The sequence below is a fragment of the Isoptericola chiayiensis genome (assembly GCF_013149805.1).
GTDB lineage: Bacteria > Actinomycetota > Actinomycetes > Actinomycetales > Cellulomonadaceae > Isoptericola > Isoptericola chiayiensis.
In genome coordinates, this window is sequence record NZ_JABEZT010000007.1 from 34,509 (window position 1) to 53,360 (window position 18,852).

Here is an 18,852-nt window from a genome sequence, read left to right on the forward strand (position 1 = left end):
TTCACCTACCGAACGCAACGGCGGCGGTTCGCCGCCGTCAGCGACTGCTCCGTCGACGGCTCACACCTGTGCCTCCACCAGCACCGCGACTGTCCTCGCCGGCACCGTCACGCTCCCGGCATCACCGTCCCAGGAGGTCTCCTGGACGACGGGGTCGACGCCGCCGGCCTGCACCGGCGAGAGCTCGAAGCCCCGTCCGGCGAGGTCCGGCAGGTCGACCGTGGCCGCCTCGGGCGAGGCGTTGAACACCACGAGCACCCCGTCGAGCGCCGGGTCGACGTCGGCGCCGACCGTGTCGTCGATCGCCATGACGATGACACCCGGGACGGCGTCCGGACCCGAGCCGGGGAAGGTGACCTTCTCGCCGATCAGCTCGGCCGACCCCAGCCGGAAGAGCCGTGTCGAGGTGCGCAGCTCCAGCAGCTCGCGGGCCCGCTCGGATGCTTCCGCGATGTGGTCCGGCGTCGGCCGGAGCGCCGGGTCGGCCAGCAGCGGCGCCATGAGCGGCCACTTGTCCTCGTTGTCCGCGGCCATCGGCAGCCCCCGGGCGAACCCGTTGTCCTGACCCGTCCAGTCGATGGCGTTGAACCAGTCGCCGGAGTCGTAGGAGTTGCGGTCCAGCGACTTCGAGCGGAGCAGGTCCGTGCCCCCGTGCCAGAACGAGGGCGTCTGGGCCAGTGCCGTCGTCGCGAGCGAGACGGTGTTCATTCGGACCCGGTCGTCCATCGACGTCGCCTGCGGCAGCTTGAGCGTGAGCAGGTCGAACAGCGTCTCGTTGTCGTGGGCGTCGACGTAGGTGACGACCTCCTCCGGGGAGTCGGCGTACCCGGCCGGGGAGCCGCGGTAGTCGAGGTCCTCGCCCCGGGTCGTCTTGCCGTCGGACGTCAGGAACGTGAAGTCGCGCAGGTTGCCGGCCAGGCCCAGGCGGACCAGGTCGGTCTGGTGACCGAGGTCGGCCGCCTCGTCGTCGGAGCCGTCGTTGACCGTGCCGGGCTCGCCGGTCCGGGCCTCCCGCCCGTTCGGGTCGGTGAACAGCCCGGTGCCGAACCCCTGCGTGAACGTCGAGGCGCCGTCGACGGGCGAGCCGCCGTGCACGGCGTCGCGGAGCCGGTCGCTGAACGTCCCGATCCCGGTGCCGCCGAGCTGGCCCTGCGTGGCCTGCGTGAACAGCGCGTCGTCCGCCACCTCGCCGAAGTTCCAGCCCTCGCCGTACAGGTAGACCGCCGAGCCGTCGACGCCGTCGGACTCGACCGTCAGCGCGTCGAGCGCCTCGCGCACGGCGAGCATGTTCTCGCGGGAGTGGTGACCCATGAGGTCGAACCGGAACCCGTCGACCTTGTAGTCGCGGGCCCAGGTGACCACGGAGTCGACCATGAGCTGCTCGGCCATCGCGTGCTCGGTGGCGACGTTCTGGCAGCAGGTGCTGGTCTCCACGGTGCCCGTGGTGGGGTTCAGCCGGTGGTAGTAGCCCGGCACGACCCTGTCCAGCACCGACTTGTCCGCCTGACCGCTGGCGGCGGTGTGGTTGAACACCTGGTCGAGGACCACCTGGAGCCCGGCCTCGTGCAGCGAGCCCACCATCGTGCGGAACTCGGCCACGCGGGCCCCGCCCTCCCGGTCGACGGCGTACGAGCCCTCCGGCGTCGTGAAGTGGTACGGGTCGTAGCCCCAGTTGAAGGCGTCGGACCCCTGGACCTCGGCCACGGCGGCCTGCTGCTCCGTGGAGTCCGGGGCGAACCCGGACAGGTCGCCGACTTCGGCGCGATCCACTGGGTCTTCAACGATCGTCGCGATGTCGAACGTCGGCAGCAGGTGCACCGTCGTCATGCCGGCCTCGGCGAGCTCGCGCAGGTGCGTCATGCCGTCCGAGCCGGACTCGGCGAAGGCCAGGTAGGAGCCCCGCACCGTCTCGGGGACCGTGGAGTCCGCGATCGAGAAGTCGCGCACGTGCAGCTCGTAGATCGTCTGGTCGACGGACCGTTCGACGACGGGTTGCGGCGTCGTGCGCCACACCTTCGGCTGGAACCTCTTGTCGTCCAGGGACACGACCACGGAGTGCGTCGAGTCGGTGGTCAGCGCGACCGAGTACGGGTCGGTGACGAGGTTCGTCTCCATCCTGCCCGGGGCGCCCCCGCCGCCAGGCACGTACACCTGCACGGCGTACCGGTAGCGCGCGCCGTACCAGGCGTACTTCTTGTCCTCGGCCTTGCCGTCGAGCGTCCACGTGCCGTCGTCGGCCCGTGTGGTGTCGAAGCGGTCGGGCTCGTCGCCCAGGTCGCGGCCCTCGGGCCAGACCAGCAGGTCGACGTCCTGGGCCGTCGGCGCCCACAGGGCGAACGAGGCCCACTTGCGGTTCGGGTGCACGGCGGCCCCGAACGTACGATCCGCCGCATCCTCGGCGTACAGGTCGTCCAGCACGCCCGGGATCTGCACGCCCGTGGCGGCGGTCAGGGTGTCGCCGCCGCTGCGGGTCACCAGGAGCTGGCCGGTGAGCAGGTCCTCGACCGTCGCACGGTCCAGGGCCTCCCCGCCCGACGTCGGCACGAGCGTCGTGTGGTCGGCGAACGCCGGGAAGTCCTCGGCCACCCCGTCGGGCAGGTCGCCGCCGGGCTCGAGGGGGTAGGACGCCGCGCCGTCGGGCAGGTCGCCACCGTCCGGTCCGGTCACCGCGTCGGCGTCGCCGCCCGCCGGTGACTCCGAGACCTCGAGGCCGCCCTCGGGGGCGGTCCACAGCGTCCACTCGTCACCGGTGCCGAGGTCGCCGGGGGCGAGCAGCAGGTCGGTGCGCACCCAGTGCGCGGCCTGCTGCCCGAGACCCGCGAGCGGCGGGTTCTCGGTCCCGACGGTCAGCTCGTGCGTGGCGAGGTCGTAGGAGAACGTCACGGTCTCACCCTCCCCCACGGAGAAGGAGTAGTTCGCGCCGTCGGGTGCTCCGCCCACCCCGTAGTTCTCGGCCCAGCTCAGGCCGTGTGCCACCTTGGCCTCGTAGGCGCCGCCGGGCAGCGCGTCGGTGGACCAGGTGTGCACGCCGTCCCCGTCCGGGTCCTTGGCCCAGGTGGCCAGGCAGTCGGGCTGCCAGTCGCCGGGGCAGCCGGCCTCCTCCTGGTAGGACCCGGGCAGGGTGACGATCGGGCCCTGAGCGGTGGAGGAGAAGTCCTTGCTCACCGGGTCCCAGTAGAACGTGACCTCGCCGCCGTCGTGGGTGTAGGTGGCGTTGGGACCGTTCTGCTCGCCCCCGGTGCCGTAGTTGAGGTCCCACGAGCCGTTGATCGCGACCTTGTACTCGTAGTCGCCGGCCGGCAGGTCGAACGTGCCGGAGTACACGCCGTCGGCGCGCTCGGTGAGGCGGGCGTTCTCGCAGTCCGGCGTCCAGTCCCCGGCACAGCCCATCTCGCTGTTGTGGCTGCCGGGCACGGTCACCAGGTCGATGTCCGTCTCGGGCTCCTCCTGACCGGGCACCCCGGAGACGTCGACGCCCACGGAGGCGAACGTCGAGGCCGCGGCGCGGTCGCCGTCGGCGTCGACGGTCACCGCGCGGTACTCGACCAGGGTGCCCTCGGGCAGGGTGTCTGTGGTGTGGAAGACCCGCGGGGTGGTGTCCTCGGCGGTGCCGAGCGGGGTCCAGTCGGTGGTGCCGACCTCGCGCCACGCGAAGGAGGTCTCCGCCCAGGCGTCGTCGATCGCGGCGCGCACCGGAGCGGTTCCCGTCACGGCGGCACCGGCGGACGGCACCTCGACGGCGACGTCCCCGTGGGTCTCGGCGCCCACGGTGCGGTCGGCGACCAGCACGACGGCGGAGGTCGCCGGGACGGTCACCGTCACCTCGCCGGCGGCGTCGGCGGTGACCTCGCCGGTCTCCCCGGACAGCACGCTGTACGTGGCTCCCGGGGTGAGTGTGGTGAAGGTGGCGGTGCGCTCGGAGCTCGCGTTGTTCAGCGCGACGAGGTGCTCGACCTTCTCGTCGCGGTCGACGCGGCTGAAGGCGTAGATCCCCGCACCCTCGGCGACGAACCGTTCGATCTGTGCCCCGGACTGCAGCGCCGGCGTCGACGAGCGCAGGGCCGACAGCTCGGCGATGTGCTGGTACAGCGGGGCGTCGGTGTCGTAACGGTCCTGGCTGCCGGCGCTCTCGCCGGTGACCAGGTCCTGGTTGGCGTAGGAGTCCACCTGGGTGGCGAACAGCGTCTGGCGGGCGTCCTTGTCGCCGCCGGTACCGGCGAAACCCTGCTCGTCGCCGTAGTAGACGACCGGCTGACCGCGGGTGAGGTACATCAGCTCGTGGGCGAGCTCGTCCCGGGCGAGCGGGTCGTCGGAGCTCTGCAGCATGTAGCCGACGCGGCCCATGTCGTGGTTGCCGAGGAAGGTCGGCAGCGCGGCCGCCGAGGTGTCCGGCGTCGTGTACCGGTCGTCACCGGCGAACAGTCCGGCGAGGCCCTGGGCGCTGTTGCCGCTGGCGTAGCTGGTGGCCGAGGCCTGGAAGGCGAAGTCGAGCACGGAGCTCATGTCGGTCTCGCGCACGTAGGGCGAGAGGAGCTTCGGGTCGGCGTCGTACACCTCGCCGAACATGAAGAACTCGTCCTTGCCGGCGGCGTGGGCGTGGTCGAGGACCTCGGTGGTCCAGGTGTCCCAGAACTCCCGGTTCACGTGCTTGACGGTGTCGATGCGGAAGCCGTCGATGCCGAGGTCGACCCAGTCCTGGTAGACCTCCACGAAGCCGCTGACCACGGTGGGGTGCTCGGTCATGAGGTCGTCCAGACCGTCGAAGTCGCCGTAGGTGACGGACTCCCCGCTCCAGGTCGAGTTGCCGCGGTTGTGGTACAGCGTCGGGTCGTTCAGCCAGGACGGCACCTTGACGTCGGCGTCGTCGTCGGCGATCACGGGCGTGTACGGGAACGACGTCGCGGCGTCGAGCTCGGGGAAGTCGCCCGTGCCGGCGTGGTCGGCGGGGTCGAAGACGTTCCCAGCGGCGTCGGTGTACGCCCGGGTGGCCTGGTCGATGTACGAGTACTCGCCCTCGGCGTAGTCGATCACGTCGGCCGTGTGGTTGGTGATGATGTCGAAGTACACCTTGATGCCCCGGGCGTGGGCGTCGTCGATGAGCGCCTCGAGCTCGGCGTTGGTGCCCAGGTGCGGGTCGATCTGCGTGAAGTCCGTGATCCAGTACCCGTGGTAGCCGGCGCTGACGTCGTCGCCGGTGCCCTGGACGGGCCGGTTCATGAACGACGGCGTCAGCCAGATCGCCGTCGTGCCCAGCCCCTCGATGTAGTCGAGGTTGTCGTGCAGGCCGGCCAGGTCACCACCCTGGTAGAACCCCTTGTCCGTCGGGTCGAACCCGTGGTCGAGGGCGTCGCCCTCGATGCCGCCCGTGTCGTTGGTGGTGTCGCCGTTGGCGAACCGGTCGGTCATGACGAAGTAGAACTGCTCGTCGCCGCCGGCCTGCCGGGCCGGTGCCGCGACGAGCGCGTCGTCCGTGGCGGCGTCGTACTCCCCCGCGAGCTCGAGCGGGGTGAGCGCGGTCAGGTGGGTGGCGTCGTCGTAGGTGACGCGCAGGCGGGTGTCACCGCCGAGCACGAGGGGTGCGTCGTCGCCGCCGCCGTCGCGACCGTAGGCCTCGTCCCAGGCGTCGTCGATCGCGACCTTGTACGCGTAGGTACCGGCCGGGACGTCGAACTCGGCACTGTAGGTGCCGTCGCCGGCGGGCGCGAGCTCCGTGGCCTCGCAGGCGGGGTCCCAGTCGGCGCCGCAGCCGAGCTCGTCCTGGAGGTCGCCGACGAGGGCGACGGTGCGGTCCGCGGCGCCGGCAGCGGGGGCTCCCGCGAGCGCGACACCCCCGGCGACGGCGGGGACGGCGACGGCGAGCGCCGCCAGGGAGGCGATCGCACGACGGGGCGCCGTGGGGACCGGTCCCGCGGGCGGCGGGACCGCCCGGGATGGCACCGCGTCCGTTGACGCAGGGGGACGGGGGGCACGGGCCATGGAGGACTCCTTCGTCGACCGGGCGCGGCGATCGCGACCATCGTCGACTGTAGCGTTGCTGCAACCTTGCAGCAAGAGTCAGCAGACGTCCGGCACTCGCCCGACGTCTCACCCCGCCAGGAACGCCCAGCGCCGCTCCAGCTCCGCCCACGGCCCCACGGCGGCGACACGCCCCTCGACGAGCACCACGACCCGGTCGGCCCGCGCCAGGGCCGCCCGCTTCGACGTCGAGCCGATGACCGTCAGCCCCTGCGCCCGCAGCGCCGCCCACAGCTCGACCTCGGTGGCGGCGTCCAGGGCGCTGGAGACGTCGTCGGCGAGCAGCACCTCGGAGCCCGTCGCCAACGCGCGGGCCAGAGCGAGCCGCTGCACCTGCCCTCCCGAGAGCCGCACCCCCCGGTGCCCCACCAGCGCGTCCGGGCCGCCGGCGTCGGCCACGTCGGGCGACATCCGGGCCGTCTCGAGCGGCCCCACGACGTCGCGGGCGTGGTCCAGCGCGACGTTCTCGGCGAACGTCCCCGACAGCACCCGCGGCACCTGGGCGACGTGCGCGACCCGGGCAGGACGCAGGAACGTCTCGGCGTCCGTGACGGCCTCGCCGTCCCACCGCACCTCGCCACGGTGGGCCATGAGGCCCGCGAGCGCCGACAGCAGGCTCGACTTGCCCGATCCCACCTGCCCGAGCAGCAGCACCAGCTCACCCCGCTCGACGCGCAGGTCGACGTCCGTGACGCCGATCGTGCCGTCGTCGTGCACCGCCTCCAGGCCGCGCAGCTCCAGGTGCCGCAGCGGCGCGGGTGACGGCGCCGGGGGCACGGGTGCGGGGGCGGTGCCGGCGGCCAGGTCGACGCCGGCCGGCAGCCGGGTGAGGTCCGCCCCCGCGGCGAACGTCTGGGTGGCGCGCAGCCAGGCGCGCGTCCCGGGCGCCTCGGTGATCACCGCGCCGGCCACCACGCCGAAATAGGCGAACCCGCCGACCGCGGCCGTGACGAGGAGCGTGGTGGCCAGGTCCCACGTCCCGGCGAGCAGGAGCGCCCACGACACGACCACACCGGCCTGCACCATGATGGTCGGGATCCCGTCGAGCACGGCCTGGACCCGGTGCTCCCGGATGGCGGCCTCGACGCGACCGGCGTCGACCTCGTCGAGGTGGCGGCGCGTCTGCGGTGTGCGGGACGCGAGCTTGACGGTCCGCGCGGCGTCCAGCACGGAGACCAGCGCGCGCCCGAACCCGGCACGGGCCTCGGCGGAGCGCGTGGCCGTGCGCCCCGCCACGGGCCGGCCCGCCAGCGCGCAGACCGCCGTCACGACCATGACGGCGAGCAGCACCAGGCCCGCCAGGGCCGACCCGCTCACCGCCCAGGTCACCAGGACGACCAGGAACCCGTTGATCAGGTCCACCCACCGGTCGACGTAGAGCACGAACCGGTCGGCGTCGAGCGCACGGGCGACCACCTCGCCCGGAGGTGACCGGCGCAGCCGGTGGCGACGCGTCTGGCCCACGAGGACACCCACCCGCACCCGCAGCAGCAGCTCGATCCACCACGACGGGTACAGGCGGATCGCGACGGCCAGGCACAGCGGCGCGGCGAGCAGCATCACCACGAGCACGGCGGTCAGCAGCAGCGGCACGCCGCCGTCGGCCAGGGACTCCACGGCACGCCCCCACAGGAAACCGGCGAGCGCCCCCTGCGCGGCGAACAGGCTGGTGAGCAGGAACAGCACCGCGCCCGCCAGACCCCAGCGCGGACGGGTCACCAGCGCGTGCAGCACGCTGCGCGCCAGGCTCGGGCCGCCGGCGGGCTCGGCGAGCACCGGCGGCTCGCCGGTCCGGCGCCGGCCACCGACGCCGCCGGCCCCACCGGGCGCGACGCCGTCGGGCGCGACGCCGTCGTCCTCGGACGGTCCGGACGGGCTCGCGCCGTCGAGCAGCGCCGCCTCGCCCCCGGCGGCCAGCAGGTCGCGGAACGGGCCGGCCGCGCGAGCCAGGTCCTGGGACGCGCCCTGCTGGAGCACGCGGCCGTGGTCGAGCACGACGACGCGGTGCGCCCGGCGCACCGTGCCGAGCCGGTGGGCGACGACGACGCCGGTCCGACCGGCGAGCAGGCGCTCCGAGGCCGCGACCACGCGCGCCTCGGTGTGCGGGTCCATGCGGGCGGTCGCCTCGTCGAGCACCACCAGGCGCACGTCGCGCACGAGCAGCCGTGCGAACGCGACGAGCTGCTCCTCCCCCGCGGACAGCGAGGTGCCGCCCGGTCCGAGCAGCGTCTCGAGCCCGTCCGGCAGCCCGGCCACCCAGCCGGTCAGCCCGAGCTCGCGCACGGCGGCCTCGACGTCCGCGCGCGGCACGTCGGCGAACAGCGTGATGTTCTGCGCGAGCGTGCCCGCGAGGATCTCGGTGCGCTGGGTGACCACGCCGACGCCGGCGCGCAGGTGCTGCAGGTCGGCGTCGCGCACGTCCACGCCCCCGAGGAAGACGGCACCCCGCGGCGGCTCGACCGCCCGCGAGAGCAGGGAGGCGAGCGTCGTCTTGCCCGAGCCGGTCCGGCCCACGAAGGCGACGGTCTGCCCGGCCGGCACCGCCAGGGAGACGTCCTGCAGCGCGAACGTGCCCTCGGCGTAGGCGAAGTTCAGCCCGCGCACCTCGATGTCGAGCGGCCGGTCGGGCAGCGCCGCACCGCCGACCGGCTCCGGCTCGCTGTCCAGGAGCTGGCGGATGCGCACCACGGCGCCCAGCCCCTCCTGCAGGTCCGGCAGGTGCTGGGCCAGGCGGTCCACCTGCCCCACGAACAGCGACGTGGCGAGGAACAGCGTGACGAGCCGCTCCACGGACATGCTGCCGCCGGCGGCGAGCGCCACCCCGGCCACGACGACGCCGGCCAGCAGCGCGTGCAGCAGGACGCCGGCGCGTCCCATGAGGCGGGTCTCCACCCGGACCACGGCCAGCAGGGTGCGGTGCACGCGGGCGGACATCTCCGCGAGGCGTCGCAGGGCGAAGGCCTGCCCGCCCGCCGTGCGCAGGTCGTCGCGGGCGGCGACGCCCTCCTCGAGCACCGCGGCGTTGTCGGTCCAGGCGCGCTCCTCGACCACCTTGCGCCGGGCGATCTCCCCGAGCAGGGGCCGCACCAGCCACCACACGGCTGCGCCGAGCAGCGGGAACAGGATCGCTGCCGGCCACCAGGTCACACCCGCCACCACCCAGATCGGCACGACGCCGAAGACGGTGCGGCCCATGCCCCACAGCTGCCGTCGGGCGAGCGCCCCGACGGCGTGCGTGTCGTCGTCGACCCGGTCGAGGATCTCACCGACGGCCTGCTCGGTGAGGACGCCGAGCGGCTGGTGCAGCGCTGCGCTGAGCAGGTCGCCGCGCAGCCGCCCCTCGGCGCGGTCGACCACGCCGGCCCACGCGACCTGGCCGACGGCGTCGAGCAGGGCCCCGCCCACCAGGCACAGCGTGAGCAGCAGCACCCCGGTGCGGGTGGGGTCGGCGGCGAGCCCGCCGGCGACGGCGGTCCCCAGCGCGGTACCGACCGTCCCGATCGCGAGCGCGACCAGCGCGACGGCGCTCACGGGCCCCCGCAGGCGCCGCCAGTCCAGGCGCCGCGCCGGGTCGTCGGCGACGGCCGACCGCCGGGTCGGGGGTGCGGGAGCGTCGATCACTCCCTGAGGCTAGGCCGAGGGTCCGACGGCGCTCGACTCTTTTGTCGCCCGGGGACGTCCCGGGCCGCGCCGCCGTCGCGTCAGATCAGCCCGAGCCCCCGCACGGTGTCCCGCTCGGCGGCGAGCTCGGCCACGCTCGCGTCGATGCGCTCGCGCGAGAAGTCGTCGATCTCCAGGTCCTCGACCACGTGCCAGGCGCCGTCCGAGGATGTCACCGGGAAGGAGCACACGAGTCCCTCCGGGACGCCGTATTCGCCGCGCGAGGGCAGCCCGACGCTGGTCCAGTCCCCCGCCGGGGTGCCGTGCACCCAGTCGTCGACGTGGTCGATCGCGGCGTTCGCCGCCGAGGCCGCCGACGACGCGCCGCGGGCGTCGATGATCGCCGCGCCACGCTTGGCGACGGTCGGGATGAAGTCGTCGGTGAGCCACGCGGTGTCCGCCGTCAGGGCGCCGCCGGGGCTGCCCGCGACGTCGGCGTGGAAGAGGTCGGGGTACTGCGTGGCCGAGTGGTTGCCCCAGATCGTCAGGCGCCGCACCTCCGAGACCGGCACACCGGCCTTGTGCGCCACCTGCGACAGCGCTCGGTTGTGGTCCAGGCGCGTCATCGCGGTGAACCGCTCGGCCGGCACGTCCGGCGCGTGGGCCGAGGCGATGAGGGCGTTGGTGTTGGCCGGGTTGCCGACCACGAGGACCCGCACGTCGTCCGCGGCACCGGCGTTGATCGCCCGGCCCTGCGGCCCGAAGATGCCGCCGTTGGCCTCCAGCAGGTCGGCACGCTCCATGCCCGGGCCGCGGGGCCGCGCGCCGACGAGGAGCGCGACGTTCGTGCCGTCGAACGCGCGCGTGGCGTCGTCGTCGATGTCGATGCCGGCCAGCAGCGGGAAGGCGCAGTCGTCGAGCTCCATCGCGGTGCCCTCGGCGGCCTTGACGCCCTGCGGGATCTCGAGCAGCTTCAGCCGCACGGGGGTGTCGGGGCCCAGCATCGCGCCCGAGGCGATGCGGAACAGCAGGGCGTACCCGATCTGACCGGCGGCCCCGGTCACGGTGACGTTCACAGGAGTCCTCATGAGCCCACTCTGGCCTACGCGGACGCGTCCGTCATCCCCTCGCACGCCGACGATCGGTGTCATGTCCGACGTCACGCCCCAGGTGCGCGGTACCGTGCCCACAGGCAACCGACGGTTCCCACGGACACAGTTCCCGTTCAGGAACCGGTGCCAGCATCGCCGCCGCGCCCGGTCGGCGCACGTTCTCTTCCTCCGACGAGCAAAGGACCACCATGGCCGAGCAGACCGCGACCGTACGCGACGTCGAGACGGCGCCGCCCCCACCGCGCCTCTTCACCCGGATGGCCGCCGAGGCCTTCGGCACCTTCGTCCTCGTCCTGGGCATCGTCGGCACCGCGACCTTCAACGCCGCCAACGGCGGGTCGATCATGACGGTCGCCTTCGCCGGTGGCATCGCCCTGATCGCCGCCATCGCCGCCGTCGGCCACCTCTCGGGCGGCCACTTCAACCCCGCGGTCACGTTCGGGCTCACCCTCGCCGGCCGTTCCTCGTGGGCCGACCTGCTGCCCTACTGGCTGGCGCAGTTCGTCGGCGCCGCCGCCTGCGGTGCACTGCTGCTGCTGATCATCCCCGGCTCCTACGGCGCCCTGGTCGGGTCGGCCACGTCCGGCGAGGTCCTCGCCGCCACGGCCAACGGCTACGGCGACCACTCGCCGATGTTCGCCGTGTCCCAGGGGCAGGCGACCTTCGACCTGGGGGCCGCCGCCATCGTCGAGGTGCTCATCGCCGCGATCTTCGTGGGCGTCATCCTCGGCGTCACCAACCCGCGCGCCAAGATCGGCTACCCGGCCGTCGTCATCGGCCTCACGCTGGCCGCGCTGCACATCGTCTCGTGGCTGGTGACCAACACGTCGTTCAACCCGGCCCGCTCGCTGGCCTCCGTGATCTCCCCCGACGCCTGGGGCGAGGGCGGCGTCGGCGGCCAGCTGTGGCTGTTCCTCGTGGCGCCGCTCGTCGGCGGTGCGCTCGCGGCGCTGTTCGCCCGGGCGTTCGCCCCGGTGCCCGCCGTGGCCGAGCCCGCCGAGGGCTGGGAAGCCCAGCCGGGCACCGCCCCGGCCGCCGCCGAGGCCGCGACGGTGGCCGCCGTGGCCGCGGCGACCGCGACCGCGGTCGAGGAGCGCGAGGCCGTGGAGTCTCAGGCCGTGGAGCACGAGTCGCCGTCGGCCGCGACCGAGGACACGACGTCCGAGGGCTCCGAGGAGCCCGGCGACCCGGAGACCCCCGCTCGCCCGTGAGACCACCGCGCCCGTGCCCGACCGGACGGTCGGGCACGGGCGTTCGTGCGTCCGGTCAGACGCCGGGAGCCGTCAGGGCGAGGAACCCCACCGCCGCGGCGGCGGTCCAGCACAGGAAGACGTCGAAGCCGCGGGTACGGATGGCCAGCCCCGCCGGACCGGAGGGCGACGTCGCCCGCCACAGCCCGGCGACGGCCAGCGTCGCGGCGATGGTCAGCGAGCCCCAGCGCGCCGAGAGCAGGAACCCGAGCGCGACGGCCAGCATGATGCCGCCGATCGCCATCAGGATGGCGGGGACCGGCGTGCTCGGCGCGCCCGACGGTGGGGTGCGGGGGGCGGCGTCGACGGTGTGCCAGTGCGGCTGCGCGGACTGCTCGGGGTCGGGGGCCACCCCTCGAGCGTACCGTCGGCGTCACCGTCCCGACGACGGCGTAGCGTGGCCCCGTGCACACCCCCGCCTCCGCGGCTCCTGCCGCCCGCCCCGGGTCCGTCGTCGTCGTGGGTGCCGGTCTGGCGGGCGCCCAGACCGTGGCGGCGCTGCGCAAGCACGGCCACGACGGCCGCGTCACCGTGCTCGGTGACGAGGGCGTGGCGCCCTACGACCGGCCGCCCTTGTCGAAGGAGCTCTGGACCCGCCCCGAGCCCGTCTGGCTGCGCGACGACCTGGGGATCGACCTCGACGACCTGGCCGACGACGTACGCCTGGACGACCCGGCCGTCGAGCTGTTGCCGGGCCCGGCGGTCCGCACCCGCGGTGGTGAGGTGCTCACCGCGGACGCCGTCGTGGTGGCCTCCGGCTCACGGCCGGTGCTCCCGCCGGGCTGGGACGCCGACGTGCTGCACACCGCGGCCGACGCCGCCCGCCTGCGTGCCGCGCTGCGGCCGGGTGCCCGGCTCCTCGTCGTCGGTGCCGGCTGGATCGGCGCGGAGGTCTCCGGCGCCGCCCGCGAGGCCGGGGCCGAGGTGACCGTGCTGGAGGCGGGAGACGCACCGCTCGAACGCCAGCTCGGGCACGCCGTCGGCGCCCACCTCGTGCCCTGGTTCGACGACGCCGGTGTCCGGCTGCGGCTGCGCTCCCCCGCCCAGGAGGTGCACCCCGACGGCGTGACGCTGGCGACGGGCGAGCACGTCCCGGCGGACGTCGTCCTGGCGGCGGTCGGCGCGCGCCCGGCGACGGGCTGGCTCCGCGGCACCGTGCCGCAGCAGGCGTTCGACCCGGCGGGCAGCCTCCTCGTCGACGCGTCGGGAGCGGTGCCGGACGTCGCCGGCCTGTATGCCGTCGGGGACACCGCGTCCCGGCCGCACCCGGTCCTCGGACGGGTCCCGGGCGGGCACTGGTCGGCGGCGCTGCACGACCCCGACGCCGTCGTGCGCGGGATGCTGGGCCTCGAGCTGCCCGACCCGCAGGCGCCGTACGTCTTCTCCCGGCAGCTCGGTCACGACCTCGCGCTCTTCGGCCTGCCCGCCGGGGAGCCGACGGCGTGGCGCGGCACGCCCGGCGAGGGGCCGTGGGCCGCGTTCTGGACCGACGCCGGCGACGTCCCCGACGACGGGGCCGCCGTCGTGCAGGCCGTGCTGCTGGTCGACGCCCCGCGCGAGGTGGGGGCGGTCCGGCGGCTCATGAACCGGCCCGAGCCGCTGCGGCTCGACCTGGTCCGGGCGAGCGACCCGTCCGTGCGGCTGCGCGACACCGTCGCGCGCTGACGCACCACTCCGTGCCGGGGCCGGACCGGGCAGCACGGGCACGGCCCGGTCAGCGCGGCACGTCGCGGCGTCGCAGGCCGAGCAGCCCGACGGCCAGCAGCACCACCACGACCGTCGACACGACCGCCACGGCCTGGCCCGACGCGTCGTCGCCGGGCAGCCGTCCGATCGCGTGGAACGGCGAGAGGTCCAGGGCCCAGTCCGGCATCGAGAGCGCCTCCCCGATGAGCTCGACGACGGCGACGTAGCCGAACGCCGCCCACACCAGCGACGTGCCGCGCGGCAACGCCCCGAACAGCCCCACGCCCAGCGCGGGCACCGCGGCGACGGCCGGCAGGTACTCGACCGTGGCGGTCAGGGTGTCGACGTCGCCGCCGCTCGCGGTCACGGCGACCCCGAGCCCGGCACCGCCCGCGAGCGCCACCGCCATCGCCCCGAGCACGGCGACCGCGGCGTGCGTCCCGAGCCAGCCGGCGCGCGGCACGGCGCGCGACAGGGTCGTCTCGAGGCGTCCGCCGGTCTCCTCGCGCCGCACGCGGGTGACGACCTGGACTCCGGCGCCGACGGCCATCAGCAGGACCAGCACGAGGCAGTAGGCGACGTACCAGGTCGCGGCGTCGCCGCCACCGGCGCTCATGAGCTGCTGCACGTCCGGGTTGGCCTCGACGACGTCGTCGATGTCGTCAGTGAAGACCCCGAAGACGCCACCGACGACGGCGGCACCGACGGTCCAGGAGACGAGCCCGGCGCCGTGCTGGCGCAGGGCGAGTCCCGGGAGACTGCTCAGGAAGCGGCCCGCCCGGGCGGGGCCGGGCCGGCCGGCGACCAGGGCGCTGCCGAGGTCGCGGCGTCCGACGAGGACCAGTCCCGCGGCGACCAGGGTCGCGGCGACCCCGAGGGCGAGGAGGAGCGGCCACACGCGGGCGTCGTCGGCGAACGGTCGGGTCTCCTGCTGCCACGCGAGGGGCGACAGCCAGCGCCACCCGGTGTCCTTGACGTCGCCGGCGGCACGGGCGACGTAGGCGATGCCGAGCACGAGGACGCCGACGGCGGTGACACCGGCGGCGCGGCGCAGGAGCTGACCGGCCAGCGTCGCGATCCCGGCGAAGACCGCGCCGAGCCCGGCGATCGAGGCGGCGTACAGGGCGGCGTCGGCCGCGTCGACGTCGTAGGCGAGCAGGGTGGCGAGCATCCCGAGCGCGACGAGGACGAGTGCGCCGCCGGTGACGAGCAATGCTGCCGTCCACGGGGCGCGGGCGGAGACCGATCGCGAGCGCAGCAGCTCGAGCATCCCGGTCTCCTCCGGGGCGCGGGTGGAGCGGGTCACGAGCAGCAGTCCCATGAGCGGGATCGCGATGGCGGAGATGAAGCCGAACTCGTTGGACACGACGCCGCCGAGGGTGTCGGCGCCGTAGGGGGTGCCGTTGATGGCGGCCATGGTGGGGTCGGCGCCGACGGTGGCGCCGTAGGTGGCGAGCTGCTCCGGCGTGCCGTAGGTGGTGTCGATGGCGGCGACCGTGGCGGCGTACGTGCCGACGAGCCCGACGACCCAGGCCGCGAGCACCTTCCAGCCGGTGCGCAGCTGCAGGCGCAGGGCGACGGCGAGCCCGGAGCGTGCGCGGCTCATCGGTCCGCCTCGCCGGCGGCCCCGGGCCGGTCGGCCGCGTCGGCCGCGTCGTCCCGGTCGGGACCGGCGTCGTACTCGGAGAGGAACAGCTCGTCGAGGCTGGGCGGCCGGACGGTGAGCGCGGCCAGCCCGCCGTCGACCAGCGGCTTGAGGACCCGGTCGAGGTGGGCGGGCTCGACGGTGAACGTGACGTCGGCGCCGTCGCCGGACCCGCCGGGCTCGACGGAGGGTTCGACGACGAGGTCCGCCACGCCGTCGTCGTCGCGCAGCTCCGGGGCGGGCCCGCGGGTGACCGCGTGCACGGTGGTGCGCGCGAGGTTGCGCAGCTCGGCCACCGACCCGTCGCGGACGACCTTGCCGTGGCGCACGATCGTGACCGTCGAGCACAGGGCCTCGACCTCGCTGAGGATGTGGCTGCTGAGCAGCACGGTGGCGCCGTCGGCGGCGCGTTCGGCGACGCATTCGCGGAAGACCTCCTCCATGAGGGGGTCGAGGCCGGAGGTGGGTTCGTCGAGGACGAGCAGGTCGGCCTGCGCGGCGAACGCGGCGACGAGGGCGACCTTCTGCCGGTTGCCCTTGGAGTAGTCGCGCACGCGCTTGGTGTGGTCGAGGTCGAACCTGTCGACGAGCTCGGTGCGCCGTGCCGGGTCGAGCGGGGCGCCGGATGCGCCCAGCACGTCGATGCACTGCCCGCCGGTCAGGCCGGGCCACAGGGCGACGTCGCCGGGCACGTAGGTGAGGTGGCGGTGCAGGCGGACGGCGTGCTTCCACGGGTCCTCGCCGAAGAGTCGCACCTCGCCGCCGCTGGGGCGCATCAGGCCGAGCAGGACGCGGATGGTGGTGGACTTCCCGGCGCCGTTGGGTCCGAGGAAGCCGCGCACCTCTCCGGGGTCGAGCCGGAGGTCGAGCCCGTCGAGCGCGCGGAACGACCCGAACGTCTTCTCGAGTCCCTGGATGTTCACGATCGGTGCCGTCACGACTCTCCTCGATGTGTCAGTCGCTGCCAGTTGGCAGTCACTGTACTATCGATGCACCCGGTCGGCACCGGGACGGACGGAGACCGATGGACCTCAGAGCACGACGCCGGACCACGACGATGCGGCACGTCCAGTCCGTGGCGCTGGACCTGTTCGAGCGCCACGGGTTCGACGCCGTCACGGTCGCGGACGTCGCCGCGGCGGCCGAGGTCGCCGAACGCACCGTGTTCCGCCACTTCGGCACCAAGGAGATGCTGGTCGCCCACGACGACGCGGACGCCGCGTTCCTGGCGCAGGTCGCCGACCGCGCGACGGCCACCGGACTGCTCAGCGCCGTGCGCGACGTCGCCGCCCGGATCCCGCCCGGGGCCTGGACCGGCCGGACCGACCCGGGTGCCACCTGGCGGCGCAAGCTCCACCTGCTGCGCTCGACGCCGTCGCTCGCCCACGTCCTGGACCAGGAGTCGGGCCGGTTCGGCGACCTGCTCGCCCGCGTCGTCACGGGCAGCGAGCACCCGCCGTTCGTCGCCCGCGCCCGCGGGCGCGCCGTCGCCGCCGCGCTCACCGCCGCGATCACCGCGTGGGCCGAGGGCCCCGAGGACGACGACCTGCGCGACCGCGTCCTCGAGGCCCTCGCGGCGCTGGAGTCCCTCGACGCCCGCTGACGACCGCCGAACGCCCGCTGACGCATCGAGCGTGCCGGGTTGTCCCTCAACCGTTCGCGGTAGGGGACAACCCGGCACGCTCGATGTGCACCCCGGGGCGGTGCGGGTCAGTGGGCGAAGTGGCGCGTTCCCGTCAGGTACATCGTCACGCCCGCCTCCTGCGCGGCCGCGACGACCTCCTCGTCGCGGATCGACCCACCGGGCTGCACGACGGCGCGCACCCCGGCGTCCAGCAGCACCTGCAGCCCGTCGGCGAACGGGAAGAACGCGTCCGACGCCGCGACGGCACCCCGGGCGCGCTCGGCGTCGTCCGCGAGGGTGTTGGCCCGTTCGACCGACAGCCGGCAGGAGTCCACGCGGTTGACCTGACCCATGCCGATCCCGACGGCGGCACCGTCGGCGGCCAGCAGGATGGCGTTCGACTTCGCGGCCCGCACGGCCCGCCAGGCGAAGGCCAGGTCGGCCAGCGTGGCCTCGTCGGCGGGCTCGCCGGCCGCCAGCGTCCAGGCGGCCGGGTCGTCGCCGTCGGCCTGGAAGCGGTCGACGGCCTGGACGAGCAGCCCGCCGGAGATCGGCCGCGTCTCCACCGGGGACGACGGCGGCGCGTCCACCGTCAGCAGCCGGATGTTCTTCTTGGCCTGCAGCACCTCGAGCGCCTCCGGCTCGAAGCCCGGAGCAACGACCACCTCGGTGAACACCGGCGCGATCTGCTCGGCCGCCGCCTTGGTGATCGTGCGGTTGGCGGCGATGACCCCGCCGAACGCCGAGACCGGGTCGGTGGCGTGGGCGCGGGCGTGCGCCTGGGCGACGTCGGCCCCGACGGCGATGCCGCACGGGTTGGCGTGCTTGATGATCGCCACGGCCGGGTCGGTGTGGTCGTGCGCGGCGCGCCACGCGGCGTCGGCGTCGACGTAGTTGTTGTAGCTCATCGCCTTGCCGTGCAGCTGGGTGGCCTGCGCCAGCCCGGTCGCGCCGTCGGCCGCCGTGTACAGGGCGGCGCGCTGGTGCGGGTTCTCGCCGTAGCGCAGCACGTCCGACCGCTCGTACGTGGCGCCGACGACGTCGGGCATGCCGGACTCGCCCGCCGCCTCGTCCGCCGCGTAGGCGCTGGCGAACCAGGCGGAGACGGCGACGTCGTAGGTGGCGGTGTGCGCGAACGCAGCGGCGGCCAGGCGCTTGCGCTCGGCGAACGTGAAGCCGCCCGCCTGCGTGGCGGCGGTGACGTCGTCGTACCGGGCGGGGTCGACGACGACGGCGACGCTCGGGTGGTTCTTCGCCGCGGCCCGGACCATGGACGGCCCGCCGATGTCGATCTGCTCGACGACGGCGTCCGGGGCGGCGCCCGAGGCGACGGTCTCGGCGAACGGGTACAGGTTGACCACCACGAGCTCGAACGTGTCGATCTCCAGCTCGCGGAGCTGGTCGAGGTGGTCGGGCTTGCGGGTGTCGGCCAGGATGCCGGCGTGCACGCGCGGGTGGAGCGTCTTGACCCGGCCCTCGAGGCACTCGGGGAAGCCGGTGAGCTCCTCGACGCGGGTCACCGGGACACCGGCGTCGGCGATCCGCGTCGCGGTCGACCCGGTGGAGACGAGCTCGACACCGGCGCCGTGCAGGGCGGTGGCGAGCTCGACGAGGCCGGTCTTGTCGTAGACGCTCAGCAGGGCCCGGCGGATCGGGCGGCGGGCGTCGTCGGCGAGCTGGACGTCGGGGTTCGTGGGGATGCCGGACATCGGGGTGGTCTCCTCGCTGGCGGTGTCGTCGCGGAAACCCTGGCGCCCAGGCGGGCGGCGCGCACGGTGTGGCCCGACCCGGCGCGACGTCGGCCGCACAGGTCGAGGCGGCCGCTCCCCGGTGGTTGTCCACCCTCGCCAGTCACGGCCGCCTCGATCCTACCGGTCGCGTGCGGCCGATGTCGTCGACCCGACCCTTGCCCGGTCTGCC

At 74.5% G+C, this 18,852-nt stretch carries 10 protein-coding genes and 1 riboswitch; of the genes, 3 read left to right on the forward strand and 7 right to left on the reverse strand.

Annotated features, from left to right (window positions below):
• Window positions 1-60: 60 nt before the first annotated feature.
• The 3 genes from pulA to HDG68_RS12710 form a co-directional block, all read right to left on the reverse strand.
• Window positions 61-5,937 (reverse strand): pullulanase-type alpha-1,6-glucosidase, encoded by a 5,877-nt coding sequence (pulA, locus tag HDG68_RS12700; RefSeq protein ID WP_343037565.1) that lies wholly within the window; start codon window positions 5,935-5,937, stop codon window positions 61-63.
• 147 nt (window positions 5,938-6,084) lie between these two features.
• Window positions 6,085-9,636, reverse strand: coding sequence for an ATP-binding cassette domain-containing protein (locus HDG68_RS12705; RefSeq protein ID WP_172152669.1), 3,552 nt, complete (start codon window positions 9,634-9,636; stop codon window positions 6,085-6,087).
• 80 nt (window positions 9,637-9,716) lie between these two features.
• Window positions 9,717-10,703, reverse strand: coding sequence for a malate dehydrogenase (locus HDG68_RS12710; protein ID WP_216648410.1), 987 nt, complete (start codon window positions 10,701-10,703; stop codon window positions 9,717-9,719).
• A gap of 212 nt (window positions 10,704-10,915) precedes the next feature.
• On the opposite strand from HDG68_RS12710, the gene HDG68_RS12715 reads away from it, so the two are divergent.
• Window positions 10,916-11,938: an aquaporin gene (locus tag HDG68_RS12715; RefSeq protein ID WP_172152673.1), complete on the forward strand. Its 1,023-nt coding sequence runs from the start codon at window positions 10,916-10,918 to the stop codon at window positions 11,936-11,938.
• A gap of 55 nt (window positions 11,939-11,993) precedes the next feature.
• Here HDG68_RS12715 and HDG68_RS12720 read toward each other — a convergent pair whose 3' ends face one another.
• Window positions 11,994-12,329, reverse strand: a complete 336-nt coding sequence (locus HDG68_RS12720; protein WP_343037566.1) for a DUF3017 domain-containing protein — start codon at window positions 12,327-12,329, stop codon at window positions 11,994-11,996.
• Window positions 12,330-12,382: 53 nt separating this feature from the next.
• On the opposite strand from HDG68_RS12720, the gene HDG68_RS17585 reads away from it, so the two are divergent.
• On the forward strand, window positions 12,383-13,642 hold the full coding sequence (locus tag HDG68_RS17585; RefSeq protein ID WP_172152675.1) for an FAD-dependent oxidoreductase: 1,260 nt from the start codon (window positions 12,383-12,385) through the stop codon (window positions 13,640-13,642).
• Between the two features lie 49 nt (window positions 13,643-13,691).
• On the opposite strand, the gene HDG68_RS12730 is transcribed toward HDG68_RS17585, so the two are convergent.
• Both HDG68_RS12730 and HDG68_RS12735 read right to left on the reverse strand, forming a co-directional pair.
• Window positions 13,692-15,269, reverse strand: coding sequence for an ABC transporter permease (locus HDG68_RS12730; protein ID WP_172152677.1), 1,578 nt, complete (start codon window positions 15,267-15,269; stop codon window positions 13,692-13,694).
• Complete coding sequence (locus HDG68_RS12735) at window positions 15,266-16,246, reverse strand: ATP-binding cassette domain-containing protein (RefSeq protein WP_172152679.1); 981 nt, start codon at window positions 16,244-16,246, stop codon at window positions 15,266-15,268. The genes HDG68_RS12730 and HDG68_RS12735 overlap by 4 nt, the downstream gene beginning before the upstream one ends.
• An 86-nt stretch (window positions 16,247-16,332) precedes the next feature.
• Here HDG68_RS12735 and HDG68_RS12740 point away from each other — a divergent pair, with 86 nt between their 5' ends.
• Window positions 16,333-16,911 carry a TetR family transcriptional regulator gene (locus HDG68_RS12740; protein WP_172152681.1) on the forward strand — a complete coding sequence of 193 codons (579 nt, stop codon included), beginning with the start codon at window positions 16,333-16,335 and terminating at the stop codon, window positions 16,909-16,911.
• A 107-nt stretch (window positions 16,912-17,018) separates the two neighbouring features.
• Here the strand turns inward: HDG68_RS12740 and purH are convergent, their stop codons facing one another.
• On the reverse strand, window positions 17,019-18,641 hold the full coding sequence (gene purH, locus HDG68_RS12745) for a bifunctional phosphoribosylaminoimidazolecarboxamide formyltransferase/IMP cyclohydrolase (protein ID WP_172152683.1): 1,623 nt from the start codon (window positions 18,639-18,641) through the stop codon (window positions 17,019-17,021).
• Between the two features lie 88 nt (window positions 18,642-18,729).
• Window positions 18,730-18,797, reverse strand: a riboswitch (ZMP/ZTP riboswitch).
• Window positions 18,798-18,852: the final 55 nt, after the last annotated feature.